Annotated in this window: 15 protein-coding genes; 10 read left to right on the forward strand and 5 right to left on the reverse strand. The window is 45.9% G+C overall.

The features are described 5' to 3' along the window. Window positions 1-194 precede the first annotated feature (194 nt). Window positions 195-1,541, forward strand: a complete 1,347-nt coding sequence (locus J0A68_RS18780) for a cytochrome ubiquinol oxidase subunit I (RefSeq protein ID WP_206579779.1) — start codon at window positions 195-197, stop codon at window positions 1,539-1,541. Window positions 1,542-1,547: 6 nt separating this feature from the next. Beyond that, window positions 1,548-2,558: a cytochrome d ubiquinol oxidase subunit II gene (locus J0A68_RS18785; protein WP_206579780.1), complete on the forward strand. Its 1,011-nt coding sequence runs from the start codon at window positions 1,548-1,550 to the stop codon at window positions 2,556-2,558. A gap of 75 nt (window positions 2,559-2,633) precedes the next feature. Here J0A68_RS18785 and J0A68_RS18790 read toward each other — a convergent pair whose 3' ends face one another. Together J0A68_RS18790 and J0A68_RS18795 are read right to left on the reverse strand one after the other, a co-directional pair. Continuing rightward, a complete protein-coding gene (locus J0A68_RS18790; protein ID WP_317195132.1) occupies window positions 2,634-3,296 on the reverse strand; it encodes a DUF6266 family protein in 663 nt (220 codons plus the stop codon). 317 nt (window positions 3,297-3,613) lie between these two features. Continuing rightward, window positions 3,614-4,081, reverse strand: coding sequence for a hypothetical protein (locus J0A68_RS18795; protein WP_206579782.1), 468 nt, complete (start codon window positions 4,079-4,081; stop codon window positions 3,614-3,616). 230 nt (window positions 4,082-4,311) lie between these two features. Here J0A68_RS18795 and J0A68_RS18800 point away from each other — a divergent pair, with 230 nt between their 5' ends. The 6 genes from J0A68_RS18800 to J0A68_RS18825 all read left to right on the forward strand — a co-directional run bounded on the left by J0A68_RS18800 (window position 4,312) and on the right by J0A68_RS18825 (window position 12,135). Beyond that, window positions 4,312-7,386, forward strand: a complete 3,075-nt coding sequence (locus J0A68_RS18800) for a type I restriction endonuclease subunit R (protein ID WP_206579783.1) — start codon at window positions 4,312-4,314, stop codon at window positions 7,384-7,386. Continuing rightward, the gene (locus tag J0A68_RS18805) at window positions 7,383-9,002 is read left to right on the forward strand and encodes an HsdM family class I SAM-dependent methyltransferase (protein ID WP_206579784.1); all 1,620 of its coding nucleotides are present in this window, start codon (window positions 7,383-7,385) and stop codon (window positions 9,000-9,002) included. Before J0A68_RS18800 ends, J0A68_RS18805 begins: the two co-directional genes overlap by 4 nt. An 86-nt stretch (window positions 9,003-9,088) precedes the next feature. Beyond that, window positions 9,089-10,402, forward strand: a complete 1,314-nt coding sequence (locus tag J0A68_RS18810; protein WP_206579785.1) for a restriction endonuclease subunit S — start codon at window positions 9,089-9,091, stop codon at window positions 10,400-10,402. Window positions 10,403-10,434: 32 nt separating this feature from the next. After that, window positions 10,435-10,965, forward strand: coding sequence for a hypothetical protein (locus J0A68_RS18815; RefSeq protein WP_206579786.1), 531 nt, complete (start codon window positions 10,435-10,437; stop codon window positions 10,963-10,965). A 538-nt stretch (window positions 10,966-11,503) separates the two neighbouring features. Next, window positions 11,504-11,884: a DUF6941 family protein gene (locus J0A68_RS18820; protein WP_206579787.1), complete on the forward strand. Its 381-nt coding sequence runs from the start codon at window positions 11,504-11,506 to the stop codon at window positions 11,882-11,884. Between the two features lie 2 nt (window positions 11,885-11,886). Continuing rightward, a complete protein-coding gene (locus J0A68_RS18825) occupies window positions 11,887-12,135 on the forward strand; it encodes a hypothetical protein (protein WP_206579788.1) in 249 nt (82 codons plus the stop codon). A gap of 66 nt (window positions 12,136-12,201) precedes the next feature. On the opposite strand, the gene J0A68_RS18830 is transcribed toward J0A68_RS18825, so the two are convergent. From J0A68_RS18830 to J0A68_RS18840, 3 genes are all read right to left on the reverse strand, one after another. After that, window positions 12,202-12,780: a DUF4411 family protein gene (locus J0A68_RS18830; protein ID WP_206579789.1), complete on the reverse strand. Its 579-nt coding sequence runs from the start codon at window positions 12,778-12,780 to the stop codon at window positions 12,202-12,204. After that, window positions 12,777-13,937 (reverse strand): ImmA/IrrE family metallo-endopeptidase, encoded by a 1,161-nt coding sequence (locus J0A68_RS18835; protein WP_206579790.1) that lies wholly within the window; start codon window positions 13,935-13,937, stop codon window positions 12,777-12,779. Before J0A68_RS18835 ends, J0A68_RS18830 begins: the two co-directional genes overlap by 4 nt. Before the next feature lie 64 nt (window positions 13,938-14,001). Further along, the gene (locus tag J0A68_RS18840) at window positions 14,002-14,427 is read right to left on the reverse strand and encodes a helix-turn-helix domain-containing protein (protein WP_206579791.1); all 426 of its coding nucleotides are present in this window, start codon (window positions 14,425-14,427) and stop codon (window positions 14,002-14,004) included. Window positions 14,428-14,859: 432 nt separating this feature from the next. Between J0A68_RS18840 and J0A68_RS18845 the strand changes: the two genes are divergently transcribed. Both J0A68_RS18845 and J0A68_RS18850 read left to right on the forward strand, forming a co-directional pair. After that, window positions 14,860-15,795, forward strand: a complete 936-nt coding sequence (locus J0A68_RS18845) for a DUF4097 family beta strand repeat-containing protein (protein WP_206579792.1) — start codon at window positions 14,860-14,862, stop codon at window positions 15,793-15,795. A gap of 365 nt (window positions 15,796-16,160) precedes the next feature. Next, complete coding sequence (locus J0A68_RS18850) at window positions 16,161-18,596, forward strand: ABC transporter permease (RefSeq protein ID WP_206579793.1); 2,436 nt, start codon at window positions 16,161-16,163, stop codon at window positions 18,594-18,596. Window positions 18,597-19,031: the final 435 nt, after the last annotated feature.

Genomic DNA, 19,031 nt, shown 5'->3' on the forward strand with positions numbered 1-19,031 from the left:
TATATCGCAGGATCTCCAATCCGTTGTTTCTTTCAGAACTGGTTTTCTCGGATTACAAATCCTACGTTACGACTTCGGAATTGCAAATTCCGAAGTACCGGGAAGAACCGGGCAAATAGCCGAACTATCCGTCTCCGAATCCCGTCAAACCAATGACCCGGTTTCGTACTTTTACCCAACTTACCCCACACCACATGGAGGATCTTCTCGCTGCCCGCTGGCAGATGGCAGTATCGCTCGGCTTTCATATCATTTTTGCCTGCATCGGGATGGTGATGCCCTTCTTCATGGCTACGTCCCACTACCAATACCTCAAAACCAAAAAGCCCCTTTACAAGGATCTGACCAAGGCCTGGAGTAAGGGCGTCGCGATTTTCTTCGTGACTGGGGCGGTTTCCGGTACCGTGCTTTCCTTTGAGCTGGGCCTCCTTTGGCCCAAATTCATGCTGCACGCCGGGCCGATATTTGGAATGCCTTTTTCCCTCGAGGGTACGGCTTTCTTTATCGAAGCCATCGCCTTGGGCTTTTTCCTCTACGGCTGGAACAGGTTTAATCCCTGGTTCCACTGGTTTACCGGTGTGGTCGTGGGGCTGAGCGGCCTTGCCTCGGGCATCCTCGTCGTCGCCGCCAACGGCTGGATGAACAGTCCCGCGGGCTTTGACTATGTGGATGGGCAATACCTGAACATAGACCCCATCGCGGCGATGTTTAACGACGCTTGGTTTACCCAGGCGCTGCACATGACGCTGGCGGCCTTTGTTTCCACGGGATTTGCCGTGGCGGGCATCCATGCTTACCTGATGCTGAAGGGAAAAAACGTCGCCTTCCATCGCAGCGCCTTCACGATTGCTTTGGTGTTTGGAGCCGTGGCGGCGCTTTTGCAGCCGATCTCTGGGGATATCTCTGCCAAGGACATTGCCGTGAGGCAGCCTGCCAAGCTTGCCGCGATGGAAGCGCACTTCGAGACGGCTGAGTCGGTTCCGCTGATCATAGGCGGCATTCCCGATGTGGAAAAGAAGGAAGTGAACTATGCCATCGAGATTCCTGGAGCGCTGAGCTTTTTGGCGCACGGGGATTTTGGGGCGGAGGTGATCGGCCTGGACCAGTTTCCGGAGGAAGACCATCCCCCGGTTTTGATCACCCACATTGCCTTTCAGATCATGGTGGGACTGGGGATGGCGCTGGTTGGGCTGAGCCTCTTGTTTTTGTTTTCGAAGTGGAAAAAGAAAGAATGGCTGGATGCGCCTTGGTTTCTCTGGCTTTTTGTGCTGGGGACGCCGCTTGGGTTTATTGCGCTGGAAGCTGGCTGGACGGTAACCGAGGTGGGCCGGCAGCCCTGGATCATCTATGGGATTTTGCGAACCAAAGACGCCGTGAGCCCGATTCCCGGGATACAGTATTCTTTTTACCTTTTTACGGCGGTGTACCTTTCCCTCGCCGTGGTGGTGACCTTTCTGCTGACCCGGCAGATCGGGGCAGTGCCTAGCTACCCTTCCCAAGACGCCACCCTGTCCGACTCTTCCGCTTCCCAAACTTCCTGATCCGCCATGCTCTACGTCGTCATCGTCTTTTTGATCCTTGCCATTTTGATGTACATCCTGCTGGGAGGGGCGGATTTTGGGGCGGGCATCCTGGAGCTGACCACGCCGGATCGCATGAAAACCAAGCTCCGCAAGCGCACCTATGAGACTATCGGGCCGATCTGGGAGGCCAACCACATGTGGCTGATCATTACCATTGTCATTCTTTTTGTGGGATTTCCGGCCGTCTATTCCCTGCTGTCCATCCATCTGCATATCCCGCTGCTCTTGATGCTGTTTGGGATCATCGGGAGGGGTACGGCCTTTGTCTTCCGTCATTATGATGCGGTGGAGGATGAGATGCAGAAGGTGTACAACTGGATCTTTACCTACTCCAGCTTTGTGACGCCTTTTTTCCTCGGACTGATCTTTGGGGCGGCTGTGGGTGGAAAGATCGATCCCCATGCAGGCGACTTCCTTGGAACCTACATTTGGCCTTGGCTCAACGGCTTCAGTATTGCCGTGGGCCTGTTTACGGTCACGATCTGCGGCTTTCTGGCTGCGGTCTTTTTGGTTGGGGAAGCTGGATTGGAGGCGGAAAAGCGCTTCTTGGTCACCCGTTCGCGGGCTTTCATCGTGGCGACCGTAGGGGCCGGAGGCTTGGTGTTTTTGGCTGCGGAGCTGCAAAATGTCCCTCTGATAGGTTTGTTGCTGAATGAATCTTTGACCTTGGGAATCCTCTTTTTGGCGAGCGTGGCGATGGCACTTCTTTGGATTCAGCTGCCCAAGGCCAAAAAGGCATTTTCGAGATTCCTGGCCGGTGCCGTGGTGACAGCGATCCTGATGGCCTTTGGCTACCATTATTTTCCGGATATGGTGATCTTGCAGATTGGTGAAAACCTCAGCGTCTTCAACTCCGCGGCCTTGGGAAAACCCATCGAGACCTTGGCTTGGGCCTTGCTGATCGGCAGTATTTTTATATTACCGTCGTTGGGGTATTTGATTTATAGCTTTCAGAGGGAGAAGGCGGGGCATTAAGAGCTGAAAAAAAGCTAGAATAGCTAGGGCTTGTCATTAAGAGAAGTCGATCACTGTTACCCGCAAAGCTTCCGCTTAGACTATTCCCAAATACACCGAATCCGATAAAATCAATTTCTTGGCTCTGGGATTTTCTTGACTGAAGGCCAAATATGCATGCCATTCTCCTCCTGAATTCCCGAATTTATAGCTGAGCAAATGCTCTTCTTGACTTCTGGTGCTTCCCATTTCTTCACAATAGGCGATCTTTTGTTTTGGATTGTGGATCACCAAAAAAGCAATGTCCTGGGGTTTGGCACTGGAAGTCCAAGAATTGTCTTTCCATGTAAACATTACACCTTCTGATGTCCTTTCAGCTTTTGGATTCTCCGGCCCCATCAGAGTGCCTCGGCTTATTTTGAAAAGGGCCGGATCAATTTGATACTCTTGCCCGGTTAGGGAAAAGCAATTCATACGGGTGAAGGAAACACAAGCGTGATAGGCATGTCTAGCTCCATTGGCTTCTCCCTGAAAGCCAAATCTGATCACCTGAGTCAGCCCTTTTAGGTAGTCGTGGACTGCGGAGAACATGCCCTGAGAGCGTTCATTGATCGGCGATTTTTTCATCCACTTTTTTTGCGCGTTGCTTCGCTTTTGGGGTTTCCTTCGGACATAGGTGATGCCATTGATTTGGTAAAAAATCATGTCGCCCATATTACCATTCAGGCCTGCTAGCGTGCCGTTTGCTACTCTTGCCATATCTTCCTTTGGTTAAAACAATAGTTGATTATAGTGAAAGTCTACTTAATTAGCTATATATCAAATAAACAAAAATCAAGAGATTGTTTTCTTAGGCTAATTACCACCATTTAATTAATGGCTTTTCAAAGCTTAAAGAATGGAGTTACTATGGTTTTACTATGGTTTAGATATTTAGGAAACGGATCATCTTGCGGTGAAGTGCAGCGCTTATTGTGCTGGTTGCTGTAGGCCAAACTAACTTCTGGTGCCGCTCAAATTCCAATGGAAAAACCTCAGTTCAGGTCCGGAATTTAGGGTTTGAATAAAAATGGGGGTCATAATATTTCCAAGGTGGATTGCTCAATCTTCCGACCGTTTTGTTCGAACCATCGCTTAAACCAAAACTCGATGTACATGTGGTTGCTTTTCCAAAAGAGTTCTTTCTCCAAATCCTCCATCTCTTGGCTCGTATCACAGATTTTTAGATTGGCCTTTAGCTCGGCAAATAGCTGGCGGATCTGTTTTTCGGAATAGTATGGCCTTCCATATTGACAGGAGAGAAAGAATTTCCTGCCAGCCCTTCTCTGCTTTTCAGTAGTGCCACTGATGTAGGAATAGCTCAGTTTCCACATAAAGTCCATCAGTACCCGTTCTGGCTTAATATCAAGGATGGCACAAAGCATACGGAAATTACTCGGAATAAATAGCTCCAGCGTCCGCCATTTTGAAGCATAGGCCTCATTGATTTCGGAGTATTGACTATCTATAGACTCCGTTGTTGTTTCTGATTTCCCTTTTTTCATCGCTTTGCCCTTATGTGCTCAATGAAGATGTGCAGGACTATAGGGATATGGTATTCTTGCGGGGGATATTTTAGAATCTAACGCCGATTACCAGGCAACTGGGTTCTGTAGGTAAATTGGTTTGAAAAAATCTTTTCGTTATACCGCTTCTTTCGTCCATTTTTCGCTTGTCAAAACTCTAGGAAAGCCGCATATTGGAGAACGAGCGTTTTTTTATACTACAGCCCTTAATGACTTTCAACGAAGATTCTAGAGTAAAAATCCCGGCGATACTGCATCTAATTCGTCTAGGATTCACCTACATACCACAAAGCCAACAGCATAGACGGGAAGAGAGCAATATTTTTGAGGACATTTTTGCCGAGAGTATCGTCAGAATTAATCCAGGTATCGCAAAGGAAGAGGTGATTCGTTTGTTGGAAGAATTGACTCTGGAACTCGATTATGAAGATTTGGGGAGAAAGTTTTTTGAACGATTGACTTCAAGCTCAGGTGTCAAACTGATTGATTTTCAGAATTTTTCCAATAACTCTTTCCACGTTACTACCGAACTTACTTGCAAAAACGGGGATGAGGAGTTTCGACCCGATATCACCGTATTGATCAACGGAATGCCGCTGGCGTTTATTGAGGTCAAAAAGCCTCATAACCGAGAGGGAGTAATGGCGGAGCGGAAAAGAATCAATGAGCGCTTTCGGAATAAGTATTTCCGTCGGTTTGCCAACATTACCCAATTGATGGTTTTTTCCAACAATATGGAATATGAAGATGGGATAGTGGATCCTGTTTTTGGAGCTTTCTATGCGACATCATCCTATAAAGACCTGCATTTTAACTATTTCCGAGAGGATCCAGAATATCCTGTCAAGCAGGGATTGAAGGTAATTTCGGAAGAGCAAGAAAATGCTATTTTGAAGGATACCAACTTGTTGGTAATCAAGCATAGTCCAGAATTTAATACCAATAAGTCTGAATACACTCCCACTCACCGAATACTTACTTCTTTATTCAGTCGTGAGCGTTTGTCCTTCATTTTGAAGTATGCCCTTGCCTATGTGGCCGAAGAAACTGGCTTGGAAAAGCATATCATGCGCTATCCCCAGATATTTGCTACTCTGGCAATGGCTCAAAAGCTCTCTGAGGGAAGAACAAAAGGGATTATATGGCATACCCAAGGCTCTGGAAAGACTGCACTGGCCTATTTTAATGTCAAACACCTTACTGATTTCTACCAAAAGCAGCAAATCATTCCAAAATTCTACTTTGTGGTGGATAGATTAGACTTGCTGATTCAGGCAGCGACGGAGTTTGCAAACAGAGGACTGAAAGTGAATCAGGTAAATTCCAGACAGGAATTTGTTGAAGATCTGAAAGTGGTGGGGGCGATTCATAATGATTCCGGCCTTCCCGAAATCACAGTGGTCAACATCCAAAAATTCAGTCAGGACGCCACGGTTATTGCCAACCTGAACTATGACATCAATATCCAGCGAGTTTTTTTCTTGGATGAAGCCCATAGAAGTTATAATCCAAAAGGAAACTACCTCGCCAATCTGATTAATTCAGATCGAAAAGCTGTCAAGATAGCCTTGACGGGGACTCCTCTTTTGCGAGAGGTAGCGGGAGACTATGACTCCAAGGCGCTTTTTGGCCAGTATATCCATAAGTACTATTACAACATGTCCATTGCCGATGGCTATACACTTCGGCTGATCCGCGAAGAGATCGAGGGCAAGTTTAAAATGGAGATGAAGGAGCTGATGGACAGGATCAAAGTCCAGCATGGAGAAATCTCCAAAGCGAAAATCTATGCTCACCCCAAGTTTGCGGAGCCACTGCTGGACTATATCTTGGATGACCTGATTCAGTTTAGGCGGGATCAACAGGATGCAACCTTGGGAGGTATGGTGGTCTGCGATTCTTCAGAGCAGGCCAAAGAGCTGTTCAGGCTTTTTGAGAAGAGATACGGCGAACAGGAAGTGGACGCGGGAGTGCTCCTAGCAGCCGATCCGCCCAGTAAATACGGCCTCCGCGATATTCCCAAGCTCAAAGCTGCTCTGATCTTGCACGACGAAAACGACAAGGAAATCCGCAAAGGCCTGGTCAAAATCTACAAGAAGGGAAATATAGACCTGCTCTTTGTCTACAATATGCTCTTGACTGGCTTTGATGCCAAGCGGCTTAAGAAGCTGTATTTGGCGCGGGTCATTCAGGATCACAATCTTCTTCAAACCTTAACCCGAGTCAATCGGCCTTACAAAAAGTATCGATACGGATACGTGGTTGACTTTGCGGATATATCCAAGGCATTTAACCGTACGAACAAACTCTATTTCGAGGAGCTGCAGGAGCAACTGGGTGATGAAATGGAATTGTATTCCAATCTCTTTAAGTCCCCGGAGGAGATTCAGCAGGAAATCGAGGAAATCAAGGAAATCCTTTTTCAGTTCGATACCGAAAACCGAGAGCTATTCTCCCAACAAATTGCCCAAATCACGGACAAAGGATTATTGATACGGTTGGTAAAAGCACTTCGTACAGCCAAGGAGCTAAAAAACCTCATTGCACTCAATGGCTACGAAGCCTTGCAAGGGGAGGCAGATTTTGAGGTCTGGAATAGGCTATTGATCGAAGCCCAAAATAGGCTGGATAATATCAATTATGTGGAAAGTCTAGGCAATGAAGACGCTACCACCAATATCATCAATACCGCATTGGAGGATATTGTTTTTCAGTTCATCAAGGTTTCTGAAAGTGAACTGGTGCTTGCGGACGAATTCAAGGATATGCTGAGAAAAACCCGGGAATCTTTGCGGGATAATTTTGACCAACAGGACCCTGCTTTTGTAAGTTTGCGGGAAGAACTGGAGCGGATTTTCAAGAAGAAAAACCTGAGTGAAGTCAGTCAGGAAGATCTGGCTGAAAATATGCCGCTACTCCGAAGGATTCATGAGAAGGCAAAAGAGCTGAACCGGGAAAATGGCTTCCTGAAGGCGAAATACAGCCAGGATGAGAAGTTTGCCCGAGTGCACAAGCGCCTAATCGAAAGGGGAGGCCTAAGCCAAAAGCAACTTCAACTGCAGGCGGCTTTGGCAAAGGTCAAATCCCAAGCGGATGAATCCATCCAGAACAGCGAGGATATCCTTAGACACGAGACCTTTTTCAAACGCTTTATGATGCAGCTCGTGATCAAGGAGTTTAAAAATGAACAAAGGATGAATATTGATTATCCCACCACGGAGGGAATCAATCAATTGATCGTCAGTGAATATATGCAACAGTACCAATCCTCATCCATACGATGACCCAAGATTTAAATTTCATTACCAAAACCAAGGAACTCATTGATAACCTGAAAAGTGTCTGCGCCAACTATGGCCTGGGCAATGACGGAAATGAGTTTAAGATCATTACTCAAGTTTTTCTCTACAAATTTCTGAATGACAAGTTTCGCTATGAGGTGAAAAAAGCCATGCCGGAACTGGCAAACGTGGAAGACTTCTCTGGCGCACTGCTAAAAATGCCTGAGGAAGACTACTTGTTTTTGGTCAATTCTCTGGATGCCAATATTCCCCGATTGCAGTCTCATCAGTTGATCTCTCATCTGTACAATAATCAGAATCAAGGGGATTTTGCGAAAACCTTTGACGATACCCTTCGGGATATTTCGGTAGAAAATGCCGATATCTTTTCGATCAAATCCTTTTCCGGAGCAAAGGATAAGCTCTTTGATGAATTGAGTCAATACATTTCCGACTCTTCCCAGCGCGATGCTTTTTGCCGTGCTTTGGTCAATAAGCTTTTCGAATTCAGCTTTGAGGAGATGTTTGAGGAGAAATACGACTTCTTCGCGACCATCTTCGAATACCTGATCAAAGACTATAACTCCGATTCTGGGGGAAAATATGCGGAATACTATACCCCTCATGCAGTAGCGCGGATCATGGCTGCGATTATGGTTCCCGAGCCGATTAAAGGAGTACGCTGCTATGATCCTAGTGCGGGATCCGGGACCTTGCTCATGAGTCTGGCCCATCAGATTGGAGAGCAAAACTGCAGCATCTATTCCGAGGATATTTCCCAAAAATCCAGCTCCATGCTTCGACTGAACTTGGTGCTAAACGGACTGACCCATAGTATCCCCAATATTATCAAAACCAATACGATTGCTCAACCTTACTATCTAAGCCAGAAGTTTGATTACATAGTTTCCAATCCTCCGTTTAAGCTGGACTTCTCTGATTTCCGGGAGGATCTCGAAAAGGATGCCTTTAAGGAACGGTTTTTTGCAGGAATTCCCAATGTGCCCAAGGCTAAAAAAGAGTCTATGGCGATCTACCTGCTCTTTATCCAGCATATCATGCATAGCCTCAGTGCGACGGGTAAAGCGGCGATTGTAGTTCCTACAGGCTTTATCACGGCGCAGAGTGGGATAGAGAAAAAGATTCGTGAGAAGCTGGTCAAGCAGGGCTGGCTTCGTGGCGTGGTGAGTATGCCCAGCAATATCTTCGCGAGTACTGGTACCAACGTCTCGGTGCTTTTTCTGGACAAAAAGGCGGATAGCGAGCATATCGTGCTGATGGATGCTTCCAAACTAGGGACGACCGTGAAAGAGGGCAAAAACCAGCGGACCGTACTTTCCCGGGAGGAGGAGCGACAGATCATCGAGGTATTTAATTCCAAAGAAGCCGTCGAGGATCTATCTGTGGTGGTGAGCCAAGAACAAGTGGCAGAGAAAAACTACAGCTTCAGCGCCGGGCAATACTTCGAAGTCAAGATCGAGTATGTGGATATCACGAAGGAGGAATTTCAGACCAAACTTATGGGGTTCGAAGATCGCTTAGTTGGGATGTTTGCCGAGGGAAAGGCTTTAGATAGCGAAATCTTGGGGAATTTGAAGAATCTCAAATTTGGAGCTTAGTCCAACAGTTTGAAAAATCCGAACAATTCAAGAAAAGTAGATTTTGATAAGTTAGTAACTAAGATGATTAACAACTGGAAGAGAAAATGATGAAATGGCCATTTATTCCCGCTGAAAAATTATACTCCAATGTCACTGATGGAACTCATGATTCCCCAAAAGCTCAGTCAACAGGATTCCCTCTCGTAACTTCAAAAAATATCAAGGGAGGGGTTCTAGACTTGAGCACTGCAAGCTTAATTTCAAAAGAGGATTACGAAAGCATCAATAAAAGGAGTCAGGTTGAAAAGTGGGATGTTATCATAAGCATGATTGGAGAATATTGCGGGTATACTTACATAGAAAAAAATGATAACATTATCTACGCAATTAAAAACGTAGGATTGTTTAAAACAAAATCAAAAATAGAAGCAAACTGGCTAACCTATTACCTACAATCCGATTATGGCAGACATTATCTAGGACAAGCAAAATCTGGATCTTCTCAACCCTATTTATCCTTGGGAGCATTGAGACAACTTCCAATTTTAAATCCAGAACAAAGCGAAAAAGAAAAAATCGCCAAAGTCCTATCCGACTTGGATGCCAAGATCGAGCTGAACAACCGCATCAATGCGGAATTGGAGGCGATGGCGAAGTTGGTGTATGAGTATTGGTTTGTGCAGTTTGATTTTCCCGACCCAAACGGCAAGCCATACAAAAGCTCTGGCGGCAAAATGGTCTGGAATGAGGAGTTGAAACGAAAGATTCCGGAGGGGTGGGAGGTGAAAAATATCTACCAATGCTCCAATGTTCAATATGGCTACCCATTTAAAACAGAGTATTTTAATGAGAAGATTGGTGTTCCTGTTATCCGAATTCGAGACATTTTAGAAAATACTATCTCGAATTTTTCTATAGAACCTAATGTGGATCCAAAATATAAAATAGAAATGGGAGATCTACTTGTAGGAATGGACGGTAATTTTCACCTCAATTATTGGTCAAATCCAGGGTGCTACCTAAACCAACGGGTTGTAAGGTTTGGGGAAACCTACCTATCAAGCATGTATTTAAGATTTGCGATAGAGCCATTCATTAAACTTCGAGAAAAATCAGTTTCCAGAACGACAGTTGGACACCTAAGTGACAAAGACATAAGATCAATTTTCGTACTTATACCAAGCAAGGAAGTTCTCGAAAAGTCCAATTCCTTTTTCAATAGCACTTTAGAAAAGATCATCAAAAATCGAGTTCAAAACCAAGAACTCGCCTCGCTTCGGGACTGGCTATTGCCGATGCTGATGAATGGGCAGGTGCGCCTCGACGAGCTCAGCGACCTGGATGTGGAGGAACTAGTGGAAGAGAAGCTGGGAATGGTGGCGGAGCAGAGAGCTAGCTATAATACAAATCAGGTCTAGGTTGGCAAATGACAGATCAATTATTGGAATTTTTGAGCATCACAAACTTTTTCAAGATACTCGTTTACTCTTTTGGGGTTTGGGTTCCTGTTTATTTGACCTATAGATATCATTTGATAGCCGAACGGAAAAAAGAAAAGGCTTTTAACCAAAATACCCTCGTATTGCTTGATCAGGAACTTGCGATGATTCGGAAAAGCAATGAGAAGATTCGGAAATCCTGTCACCGAATGACAGACGCCTGTAAGCGCGAAAATCGGCTCATTTTTCACGAGTTCCCGCACAGATTGGATACCGAAACATTGGAGTCTCTAATTTCGAATTTAGTTCTATTTAGAGGTCAAAACCCAAACCTCCTCCGGTACCTGATAGGTTTAAAATCAAATTTGTTGGTTACAAATGAGTCCTTGGATTTTGGGTTACTCAAAACCTTTGTCGAAAATAATCCAAGAAATAATGCCGGGGATGTGATTGAGGGGTATTTTGAAGGAGTACTTAAATATATCGAAGCAAATTTTGAATATATTGAAAATGCCAAATCGGAATTGGGTAAGATCAAGTAGATCAATACTTCTGTCAGGGAATTATAGATTTTGGCAGTGTTTTTAGGTAATTCTGACACTTTCTTTTTCAAATTGTTGACAGAATGCCCGGTAATTTTTCCTGTATTTGAACGACAATTATATTGTTTCAACTAATTCTGACACCATTTGGCTTAAAAAAGATAGGTTTTGATTTTTGTCAAATTTCTGGCACCTGAGTTGTTAAAAGTTGGAGAAAAAATATCGGACTGAAATCTCAAAATCCTATAAGAAGAGAATGTCAGGCGGCCACCTGACATTTTTCTTGAATAGGCACTTACTCAGATTGACTTGGCGCTCATCACAGGCTTTCACCAATCACTAACGGCTGGTCACCGGATTAGGATATAAGTGGCATTTTTATTTGGTAAGTCCCAAATGTTGATGCAAAAGTGAAGGAATTATCTATTTGTCCAAAGTTTTTTAAAACTTTTTAACAACTCGGTAAGCCATTGTGATGCGGGAATTTGAGCTTCACCCGAGATAGGAGACATTTTAATAATTTAAAAATCAATTATCTATGGAAATAGAAATTTTCACACTCTGCGATTACGCATCTGACATGAATGGTAAAATGGTGGTTGTTGGCACTTTCGATGTAATACATTCAAACGTTTTTCCAACTCAGCCTCCCTTTGCAATTGCGTTAAGGCTAAGATTTTCTGAAAAGGAATATGGGAATCATAAAGTCAATATTTTCCTCTTTGATGAGGAAGGTAAAGAGCTAGCAAAAGTTGATGGTGGGTTAACAGTAAATAAGCCGAATATTGGGAATCATTCTTCTATCAATTTAGCAATGAATATGTCCGGTAAGTTTGATAAACCTGGAAAGTATTCTTTCGAATTACACGTAGATGGGGAATTTAAAAGTGGACTTTCGTTTTATGTAGTAAAATCTTAAGAATGGATTTGCATGAAGGATTTTGGGGATTTTTGATAGGATTCTTGTCTGGGTTTATTGCAAATTGGGCATACAAAAAATGGGAAAGTTATCAAAGAGGAACGAAACCTTTTATTTTTAAGAAAATAGAAGGCGGATTTATAAAGTTTGAAGGGCAAATACAAAATAGCCCTACTGGACAATCGGCAATGAATAAAGTTGAAAAAAACCTGAATGATTTTGATCAAACTGGTTCAACTTTAAATTCATGAAATTTAAAAACTGGGCCTAATTGGTCCAGTTTTTTAGCTTATTGCACCCTAAAGTAAAGTTTTGATTCACTCAAATCCCAGATCCACCTCAGGATATTTTTCCAACAACTGAGGTAGTGTAATTGTCGAGATTCTAAGATGCTCACAGATAGCTGGAATCTTCTTAAAAAGCTTCATGTCATTGGCAGATGAGGTTTCTTCCGTTACAAGATAGATTTCCTTCTCAGGGTTTTCCTTGATCAATCGTTGACCATACATTACAAGCTTAGCATCTGCCGACTCCATAAATTCCTTCTTCTTCACCTCAAATTCCGCTTCAGTAAGCTTGCAGAATTGGAATGTGTTTGCAACAAATTGGTTTTTCAGCTGATTTAGAAACTTTGCTGGTGCTAGTGGAATTAAGTCTTCGGTTTTTACGATGATCTTATTTTCCTTTAAAAAGTTCTTGTTTTCCAAGAAGTCTAGCTTTTTCAAAATAGCCTTTTGTCCAACGTATTTACATTCTTCATATACCGCATCCAAAAGAATGATTTCTCCTGTTTCGAATTTCTTTTTGATGACCTCGAATAGAACGCCTTTTTTGTCAAACGGCAGATAGTACCGAACCAAACTCAATAATGAACTGGTATCGATCACTGCTATCATCTCAGGTATTTTTCGAGTTGCTCAGGTTTGAGGTGCAATGTTTTGCAGAGTTCATACTCATTGATCACTCCATCAAAAAATGCAGTCTGAATGGCAGAAACAAACAAAGGGGATTGGATGGGCTTTGCCTGGGCTCCCATGCTAGGCTTGCCCATTTCCTTCTCCAGTTCTCTTTTCTTTTTTTCAAGATCCTTCTTAGCCTGAATGGTATCCTCTTGCTCTTTTCTCATTCGGCCATAGATCGCGCCGCTCATTTTTCCTTTTCGGACGAGATAGGTGAGAATGGCCGCAAAGCTCAGATGAGTAGAGTCAGAAATTGATTTGATTTTTTCGAAAGAATAGTCATTGGACTTTCCAACCTCCGGCAGTTGATCCAGTTGATCCATCTTTTCTCCAGCCAAAAAGGCAAAGGCAAACCTATTGCACCAAGTTTCCACCGCAGAAATAGATCCCAAAGCCAAATGGTCATAATCCATGGATTCCACTTCTTCCTGATTTAAAAGGTAATGACCCAGTTCATGGGCTAGGGTGAAAATCTCACGTTTGAAATAATCCTGATTTCTCCGAAGCACAATAACATTTGGCTGTAGGTAGAAGCCATCAATATTGACTTTTTGCTTCAAGTTAGGACTCTCGACAAACTCGAAAACCAGAATATTGGCGGCTGCAAATTTGTCAATCAGTGCCTCGAGGAATTTCCTGGAGTCTTTGGGTACCTTTGGAAATAGGTTTTGGCGAACGGTTTTTGCAATTTCCTCAGGATCCTCGTCAATTGAAAAAATGGGAAGTATCCGGTCAATCTTCAAATCTGACATTTTGGCCAAGCCGGACAAAGAAAGTTTCATCTCCTCGAATTGAGTGACTATCTTTTTTGAAGCGAGATTTAGGTCTGCCCCAAACTTTTCCTTTCTGAAAAAAATGCTGGATTCTTTGGATTGAATCGGTGGAGCAGGGTCAAGGTAGTAGGCAAGACCTTTGCTGAAAATCTTGTCAATTCTTTTCAAATGATTGATCTGGATTTCCTCCTTAAAAATATCCTCCCACTCAAGTTTGTTTTTCAAACCTTCACTGATCAAATCCAAAAATTCATCCTTCCCTAATCTGAATTGATGGATAAGCTGGTTGATTCTGGAAATATTGTAGGGAGTGGTAGTCAATGCTTTGAGCTAGAATTTTCTAAAAGAACGCAAAAATAGGACAATTAATCCATTTGGGATTTGGTTACCTCCCAATCAACTTCTCCAGCCTTGCCATCATCTCATCCTTTTCCTTCAGCATGCGCTCGTACAAAGCGATTTTCTCTTCGTGGAGTTGGATCAATTTGTCGATTGGGTGAAATGTGGGATTTACATTGATGGCAACTGCACCTTCTTTAAAGTCTTGAAAAGTATTTGAAATAATATTCACCGCATGTTCCTCGTCGAAATTCTGGAAAGCCTCGACTGGGAGTTTTAGCGCCTCGGCGATTTGGGATAGCAGGCTGGCTTCGATTTCTTCTTTTTGTTCTAGAAGGGATATTTTCTTCTGATTCCAATCTTCTCCCAGTTCGAATGCCAGTGCTTCTTGCTTGATGCCGAGCATTTCCCGGAAGCGTTTCACATTTCGGCCTTGATGAATGGGTTTTGGATTTGCGCTGCTTGAAGTCATAAGCGAATTTACGGTTTTTGGGGAAGGGAGAGAGTTCTGTATACTCTAATCTTTAGGTAAAATAGGGGATCGGAAGGGATATTTTATCCCAAGCCGGAAAATTTGTGATAAATGGAGTCGGTTTCTGAGCGGGGCTGTGGGAGGGAAGCTACAACTACACGAGGCAGTACGCTCGCGGTGAAATTCCCTCCGATATCCGTGACTCTCGTCACTTCAGTGCTCAGGGAGACAGACGTCTCCGACCGATAGCGGACAAAACTGTCCGAGCTGATTTTTTTGTTTTTCGGAAAAGGCCATTTGCAGGACAAAAAGGCGGTTTTTTGAATGGCACAATACTGGAAATGATCTTTCAGACAGTTCCCCGGAAGCGCGAGACCCCTCCAAGGGTTTCGAACCCTTGGAGGGCTGTCCCATCCTCTAAATCTGAAATCCATGAAATTAGCCAGACCTTCCTTTATCCTCCCAGCCTTATTCCTGCTTTCCCTGCAAAGTACGCTGTTGGCCTCCGACTTCGTCGCTGACCCATATCTCACCAAGAACTTTACGCTTAGCAGCGCGGGCAAGCTGAACGTGGAAACCTCTGGTTCCTCCGTGGCGGTGACTGGAAGCAGTGGCAATGAGGTCGTTGTCGATATGTTTGTCAAGCTCGACGGAAGAGAGATCTCTACCGAAGATCCAGCCGTCGAAAAGGAACTCGAAAACTACGACCTCAACATCAGCCAGAGCGGTAATACCATCTCCCTGATCGTGAAGCGGAAGATGAACAGTGGCCGAAACAATAAGCTGAACCTGTCCTTCAAGATCAAGGCGCCTAGGCAAATGTCCTCCAAATTTCAATCCAGTGGCGGTTCTATCGCCATCGACGGCTTGAATGGCAGCCAAGAGGTAGCGACCAGTGGCGGCAGCATCCAAGTGCTCAACAGCAGCGGAACGGTCAATACCCACAGCTCTGGAGGATCATTCAGGTTGGAAAATTTTGACGGGGACGTGGAAGTGCAGACCAGCGGAGGATCCATCAAAGTCAACCGGCTCACAGGGGATATCAAGGTGGGGTCCTCTGGAGGAAGCGTCAACTTGGAAGAGATCAGCGGAAGCATCGATGTGAACACCAGCGGCGGATCGATCCGCGCCCAACTTTCCCACTTGGAAAAAGAGCTGTCCATGAAGTCCAGCGGCGGAAGCATCACCGCGGTCGTACCAAAAGGCTTGGGGCTGAACCTGGATCTAAGCGGGGGACGTGTCAATTCCTCCCTGTCCAACTTTGACGGAGAGATCAAGAAGGACCGCATCATGGGCAAGATCAACGGCGGAGGAATCCCCGTCACCATGCAGAGCTCCGGAGGAAGTATCAATCTGGAGTTTAATTGAGTAGCAGGTAGCTTGTATCAAGTAGCTAGACGCTAGTATCAAGAGGCAAGAGACTAGAATCAAGAGCCAAGAGTATGTACAAAGTGTCAAGTAGCTAGAATCAAGACGCTAGGCAAGAAAAGTAAGATTTACGAAATACGAAATACGAAATACGTCCCGATAGCTGGGGACGGAAGCAGAGAGTAAACTCCTCCCTTCTTCCAACTTACCCCGCCTTCGACTCCGCTCAGGCTGACACTTTGACTCCGCTCAGGCTGACACTGAACTACACGACTTGACCTTTGAGGTGGTAAACGTTACAACGTTCCAACCTTACCACTTTCGAACTGTAATCTTCCAATTTTAAAATTTTTCAATTCGAAAAAATGCTGAAAAACTACCTGAAAATCGCCTGGAGAAACCTGCTGAAAGCGCGGGGATTTTCCCTGATCAATATCTCTGGCCTGAGTATCGGGATCGCCGCCTGCATCCTGATCACGGTCTATATCCTCCATGAGACGAGCTACGACAAGTTTGTCCCCAACTCCGAAAACATCTACCGTGTCGTCGGCCGCCTCAATCTCGGAGAGCGGGTGGACTACACGGCCCACTTTTCGGCCAACCTTGCCAGAACGGTAGATGCGGATTTTGACGAAATCGAGCTGGCGGGCAGGATCATGGACAATGACCTCTTCTATGGTGCCGGCACCAACGAGATCCAGATCGACGATGAGGCGATGCAGCATCACGAGGAGAAGTTTACCTATGCCGATCAGGCGATCATCGATATTTTCAGCATCCCCATGGTTTACGGCGATGCCAAAACGGCCCTCGCGGAGCCAAAGACCATCGTCATATCCGAATCGGTCTCCAAGAAATTTTTCAAAGACCAAAGCCCCATCGGCCATGTGATCTACCTCAACGGCAACCGGGAAGATCCGAGGAAAATCACCGGCGTGATGCGGGATTTTCCGACCAACTCCCACCTCGACTACGACTACTTTTTGACCCTGAAGGGAGTGGAATTTGGCAAAGGTGAGCAGGAGCGATGGATACAGAGCAACTATAAAAACTACGTGGCACTCCGACCCGGGACGGATGCGGATACCTTTGGCAAAACCATGGGATCGTCGGTGATCAGCAACTACCTGAAGCCGGCGATGGTCGCGGCCGGCTTGGCGATCGCGGAGAATCTGGAGCAAAACGCCCAGATCTACCTGCAGCCGATGACTGACATCCATCTCCATTCTGCGGCGATGGGTAACGAGGCCGCTCTTCGCAACGACATCAAGATCGTATGGATCTTCGGCACGGTGGCGCTCTTTATCCTGCTGTTGGCCTCGATCAACTTTGTGAACCTCTCCACCGCCAAGTCCGCCAACCGGGCCAAGGAAGTGGGCCTGAGGAAGGTGGTCGGCTCGGGCAGGACCAACCTGGTCTTCCAGTTTCTCGCCGAGTCCATGCTGCTGACCTTCATCGCCTTTGGGATAGGGGTGTTGCTGGCGCAGTTTCTCATGCCGGTCTTCCAGCAGATGACGGGCATCGCACTGGAGATGCCCTGGAGCAGCGCCTTTTTCATCCCCGCGCTCGTCCTATCGGCCTTGCTGGTTGGCGGATTGGCGGGGCTTTATCCCTCCATCTACCTTTCGGGATTTTCTCCCATCAATGTACTCAAAGGCAAACTGCGCCTAGGCAGCAAGTCCGGAGGCTTTCAGAGCAGCCTGGTCATCTTCCAGTTTACCGTGTCCATCATCCTGATCATCGGCACGCTGGTGATCAACGAGCAGATGTCCTTTATCCTCACTTCGAAAGTGGGCTTTGAAAAAGAGCAGGTTATCCAGCTCTACGGCACCAATATGCTGGGCGACAAAGACGAGGTCTTCAAGGCTGAGTTGGAGCGCATGCAGGGCGTGGAGGCGGTGACGATCAGTGACTTTTTGCCTCTGGCAGATACCAAGCGCAACGGCAATGGAGTGGTGAACGAGGGACAGGAGGGCGTCGGCGAGACGGTGTCCACCCAAATCTGGCAGGTGGACGAGGACTACATCGAGACGCTGGGGATCGAGCTGGTGGCGGGGAGGAACTTTGACCCGACCATCGCCTCAGACCGAGAGGCCGCCATCGTCAACGAGGAGCTGGTCCGGCAGCTGGGATTGGAAGATCCCGTGGGCAAGCGCTTCTCCCGGTTTGGGCAGCTGACCGAGATCATTGGGGTGGTGAAGGACTTCCAGTTTGACAACATGAAGCAGAAAATGAGGCCGCTTGCGCTATTTTTGGGAAAAAGCAACACCATCATCTCCCTCAAGGCCAACACGGCGGACATGCCGGGCTTACTGAAAAGCATCGAGGGCAAATGGAACCAGTTTGCGCCAAACCTTGCCTTCCGATACGCATTCATGGACGATTCCTTTGCCCAGATGTATGACAACGTGCGGAGGATCAAGATCATCTTTACCAGTTTTGCGGTGCTGGCCATCGTGGTGGCTTGTCTGGGACTCTTTGCCCTGTCGGCTTTTATGGTCGAGCAGCGCAGCAAGGAGATGAGCATCCGCAAAGTGCTGGGCGCTACCGCCGAGGGCATCTATGGCATGCTGACGCAAAAGTTCCTTTACCTCGTGTTGGCCTCGCTGGTGCTGGCCAGCCCGGTGGCCTACTTCCTGATGGAAAACTGGCTGAAGGACTACGAATACAAGATCGCCATCGGCTGGCAATCCTTTGTCTTCGCAGGCGGTGCAGCCGTAGCGCTTGCTTTGGCCACCGTGAGCTACCATGCGCTCAGGTCTCTCCGCGTCAATCCGGCGAGCAATCTGAAGGGAGAGTGAGGGAAGAAAGTATCAAGTAGTTAGTATCAAGTATCTAGACGCTAGACATTAGATTCAAGAACCAAGAACCAAGAAAAAGTATCGAGTAGCTAGTATCAAGTATCAAGAGGCTAGACATTAGAGTTTAGAATCAAGAAATAAGACGGCAGGCCCCGCCAAGGCGGGCAGGCGAAGACGGAAGGAGAGGCGCACTCCCCCTTTGTTCCCAAACCTGGTTTTGGAAAGGGAACTTTAGAAAAGGGGGCAGGGGGATTTCACAGAAGTGCCAAGTAGCTAGAAGCTAGAGTTTAGAACCTAGAACCAAGAGGGTGACAATGCCTAAATAAAGTTGTCACATTTGTTGGTTGTCCCAACAATCAGACAAGATGAAAAACGGACTTAAGATTAGGCAAAGGAGAACGTTCAGTGAAGCATTACGGAAGCAAATAGTGGGTC

Origin of the sequence: Algoriphagus oliviformis (assembly GCF_017254915.1) — a bacterium.
Classification (GTDB): Bacteria; Bacteroidota; Bacteroidia; order Cytophagales; family Cyclobacteriaceae; genus Algoriphagus; species Algoriphagus oliviformis.

Coding starts and splice junctions, on each gene's coding strand:
- J0A68_RS18800 (WP_206579783.1), top strand. CDS start 4,312: ATGACTTTCAACGAAGATTCTAGAGTAAAAATCCCGGCGATACTGCAT.
- J0A68_RS18840 (WP_206579791.1), bottom strand. CDS start 14,427: ATGACTTCAAGCAGCGCAAATCCAAAACCCATTCATCAAGGCCGAAAT.
- J0A68_RS18850 (WP_206579793.1), top strand. CDS start 16,161: ATGCTGAAAAACTACCTGAAAATCGCCTGGAGAAACCTGCTGAAAGCG.
- J0A68_RS18830 (WP_206579789.1), bottom strand. CDS start 12,780: ATGATAGCAGTGATCGATACCAGTTCATTATTGAGTTTGGTTCGGTAC.
- J0A68_RS18820 (WP_206579787.1), top strand. CDS start 11,504: ATGGAAATAGAAATTTTCACACTCTGCGATTACGCATCTGACATGAAT.
- J0A68_RS18795 (WP_206579782.1), bottom strand. CDS start 4,081: ATGAAAAAAGGGAAATCAGAAACAACAACGGAGTCTATAGATAGTCAA.
- J0A68_RS18825 (WP_206579788.1), top strand. CDS start 11,887: ATGGATTTGCATGAAGGATTTTGGGGATTTTTGATAGGATTCTTGTCT.
- J0A68_RS18785 (WP_206579780.1), top strand. CDS start 1,548: ATGCTCTACGTCGTCATCGTCTTTTTGATCCTTGCCATTTTGATGTAC.
- J0A68_RS18805 (WP_206579784.1), top strand. CDS start 7,383: ATGACCCAAGATTTAAATTTCATTACCAAAACCAAGGAACTCATTGAT.
- J0A68_RS18780 (WP_206579779.1), top strand. CDS start 195: ATGGAGGATCTTCTCGCTGCCCGCTGGCAGATGGCAGTATCGCTCGGC.
- J0A68_RS18810 (WP_206579785.1), top strand. CDS start 9,089: ATGATGAAATGGCCATTTATTCCCGCTGAAAAATTATACTCCAATGTC.
- J0A68_RS18845 (WP_206579792.1), top strand. CDS start 14,860: ATGAAATTAGCCAGACCTTCCTTTATCCTCCCAGCCTTATTCCTGCTT.
- J0A68_RS18790 (WP_317195132.1), bottom strand. CDS start 3,296: ATGGCAAGAGTAGCAAACGGCACGCTAGCAGGCCTGAATGGTAATATG.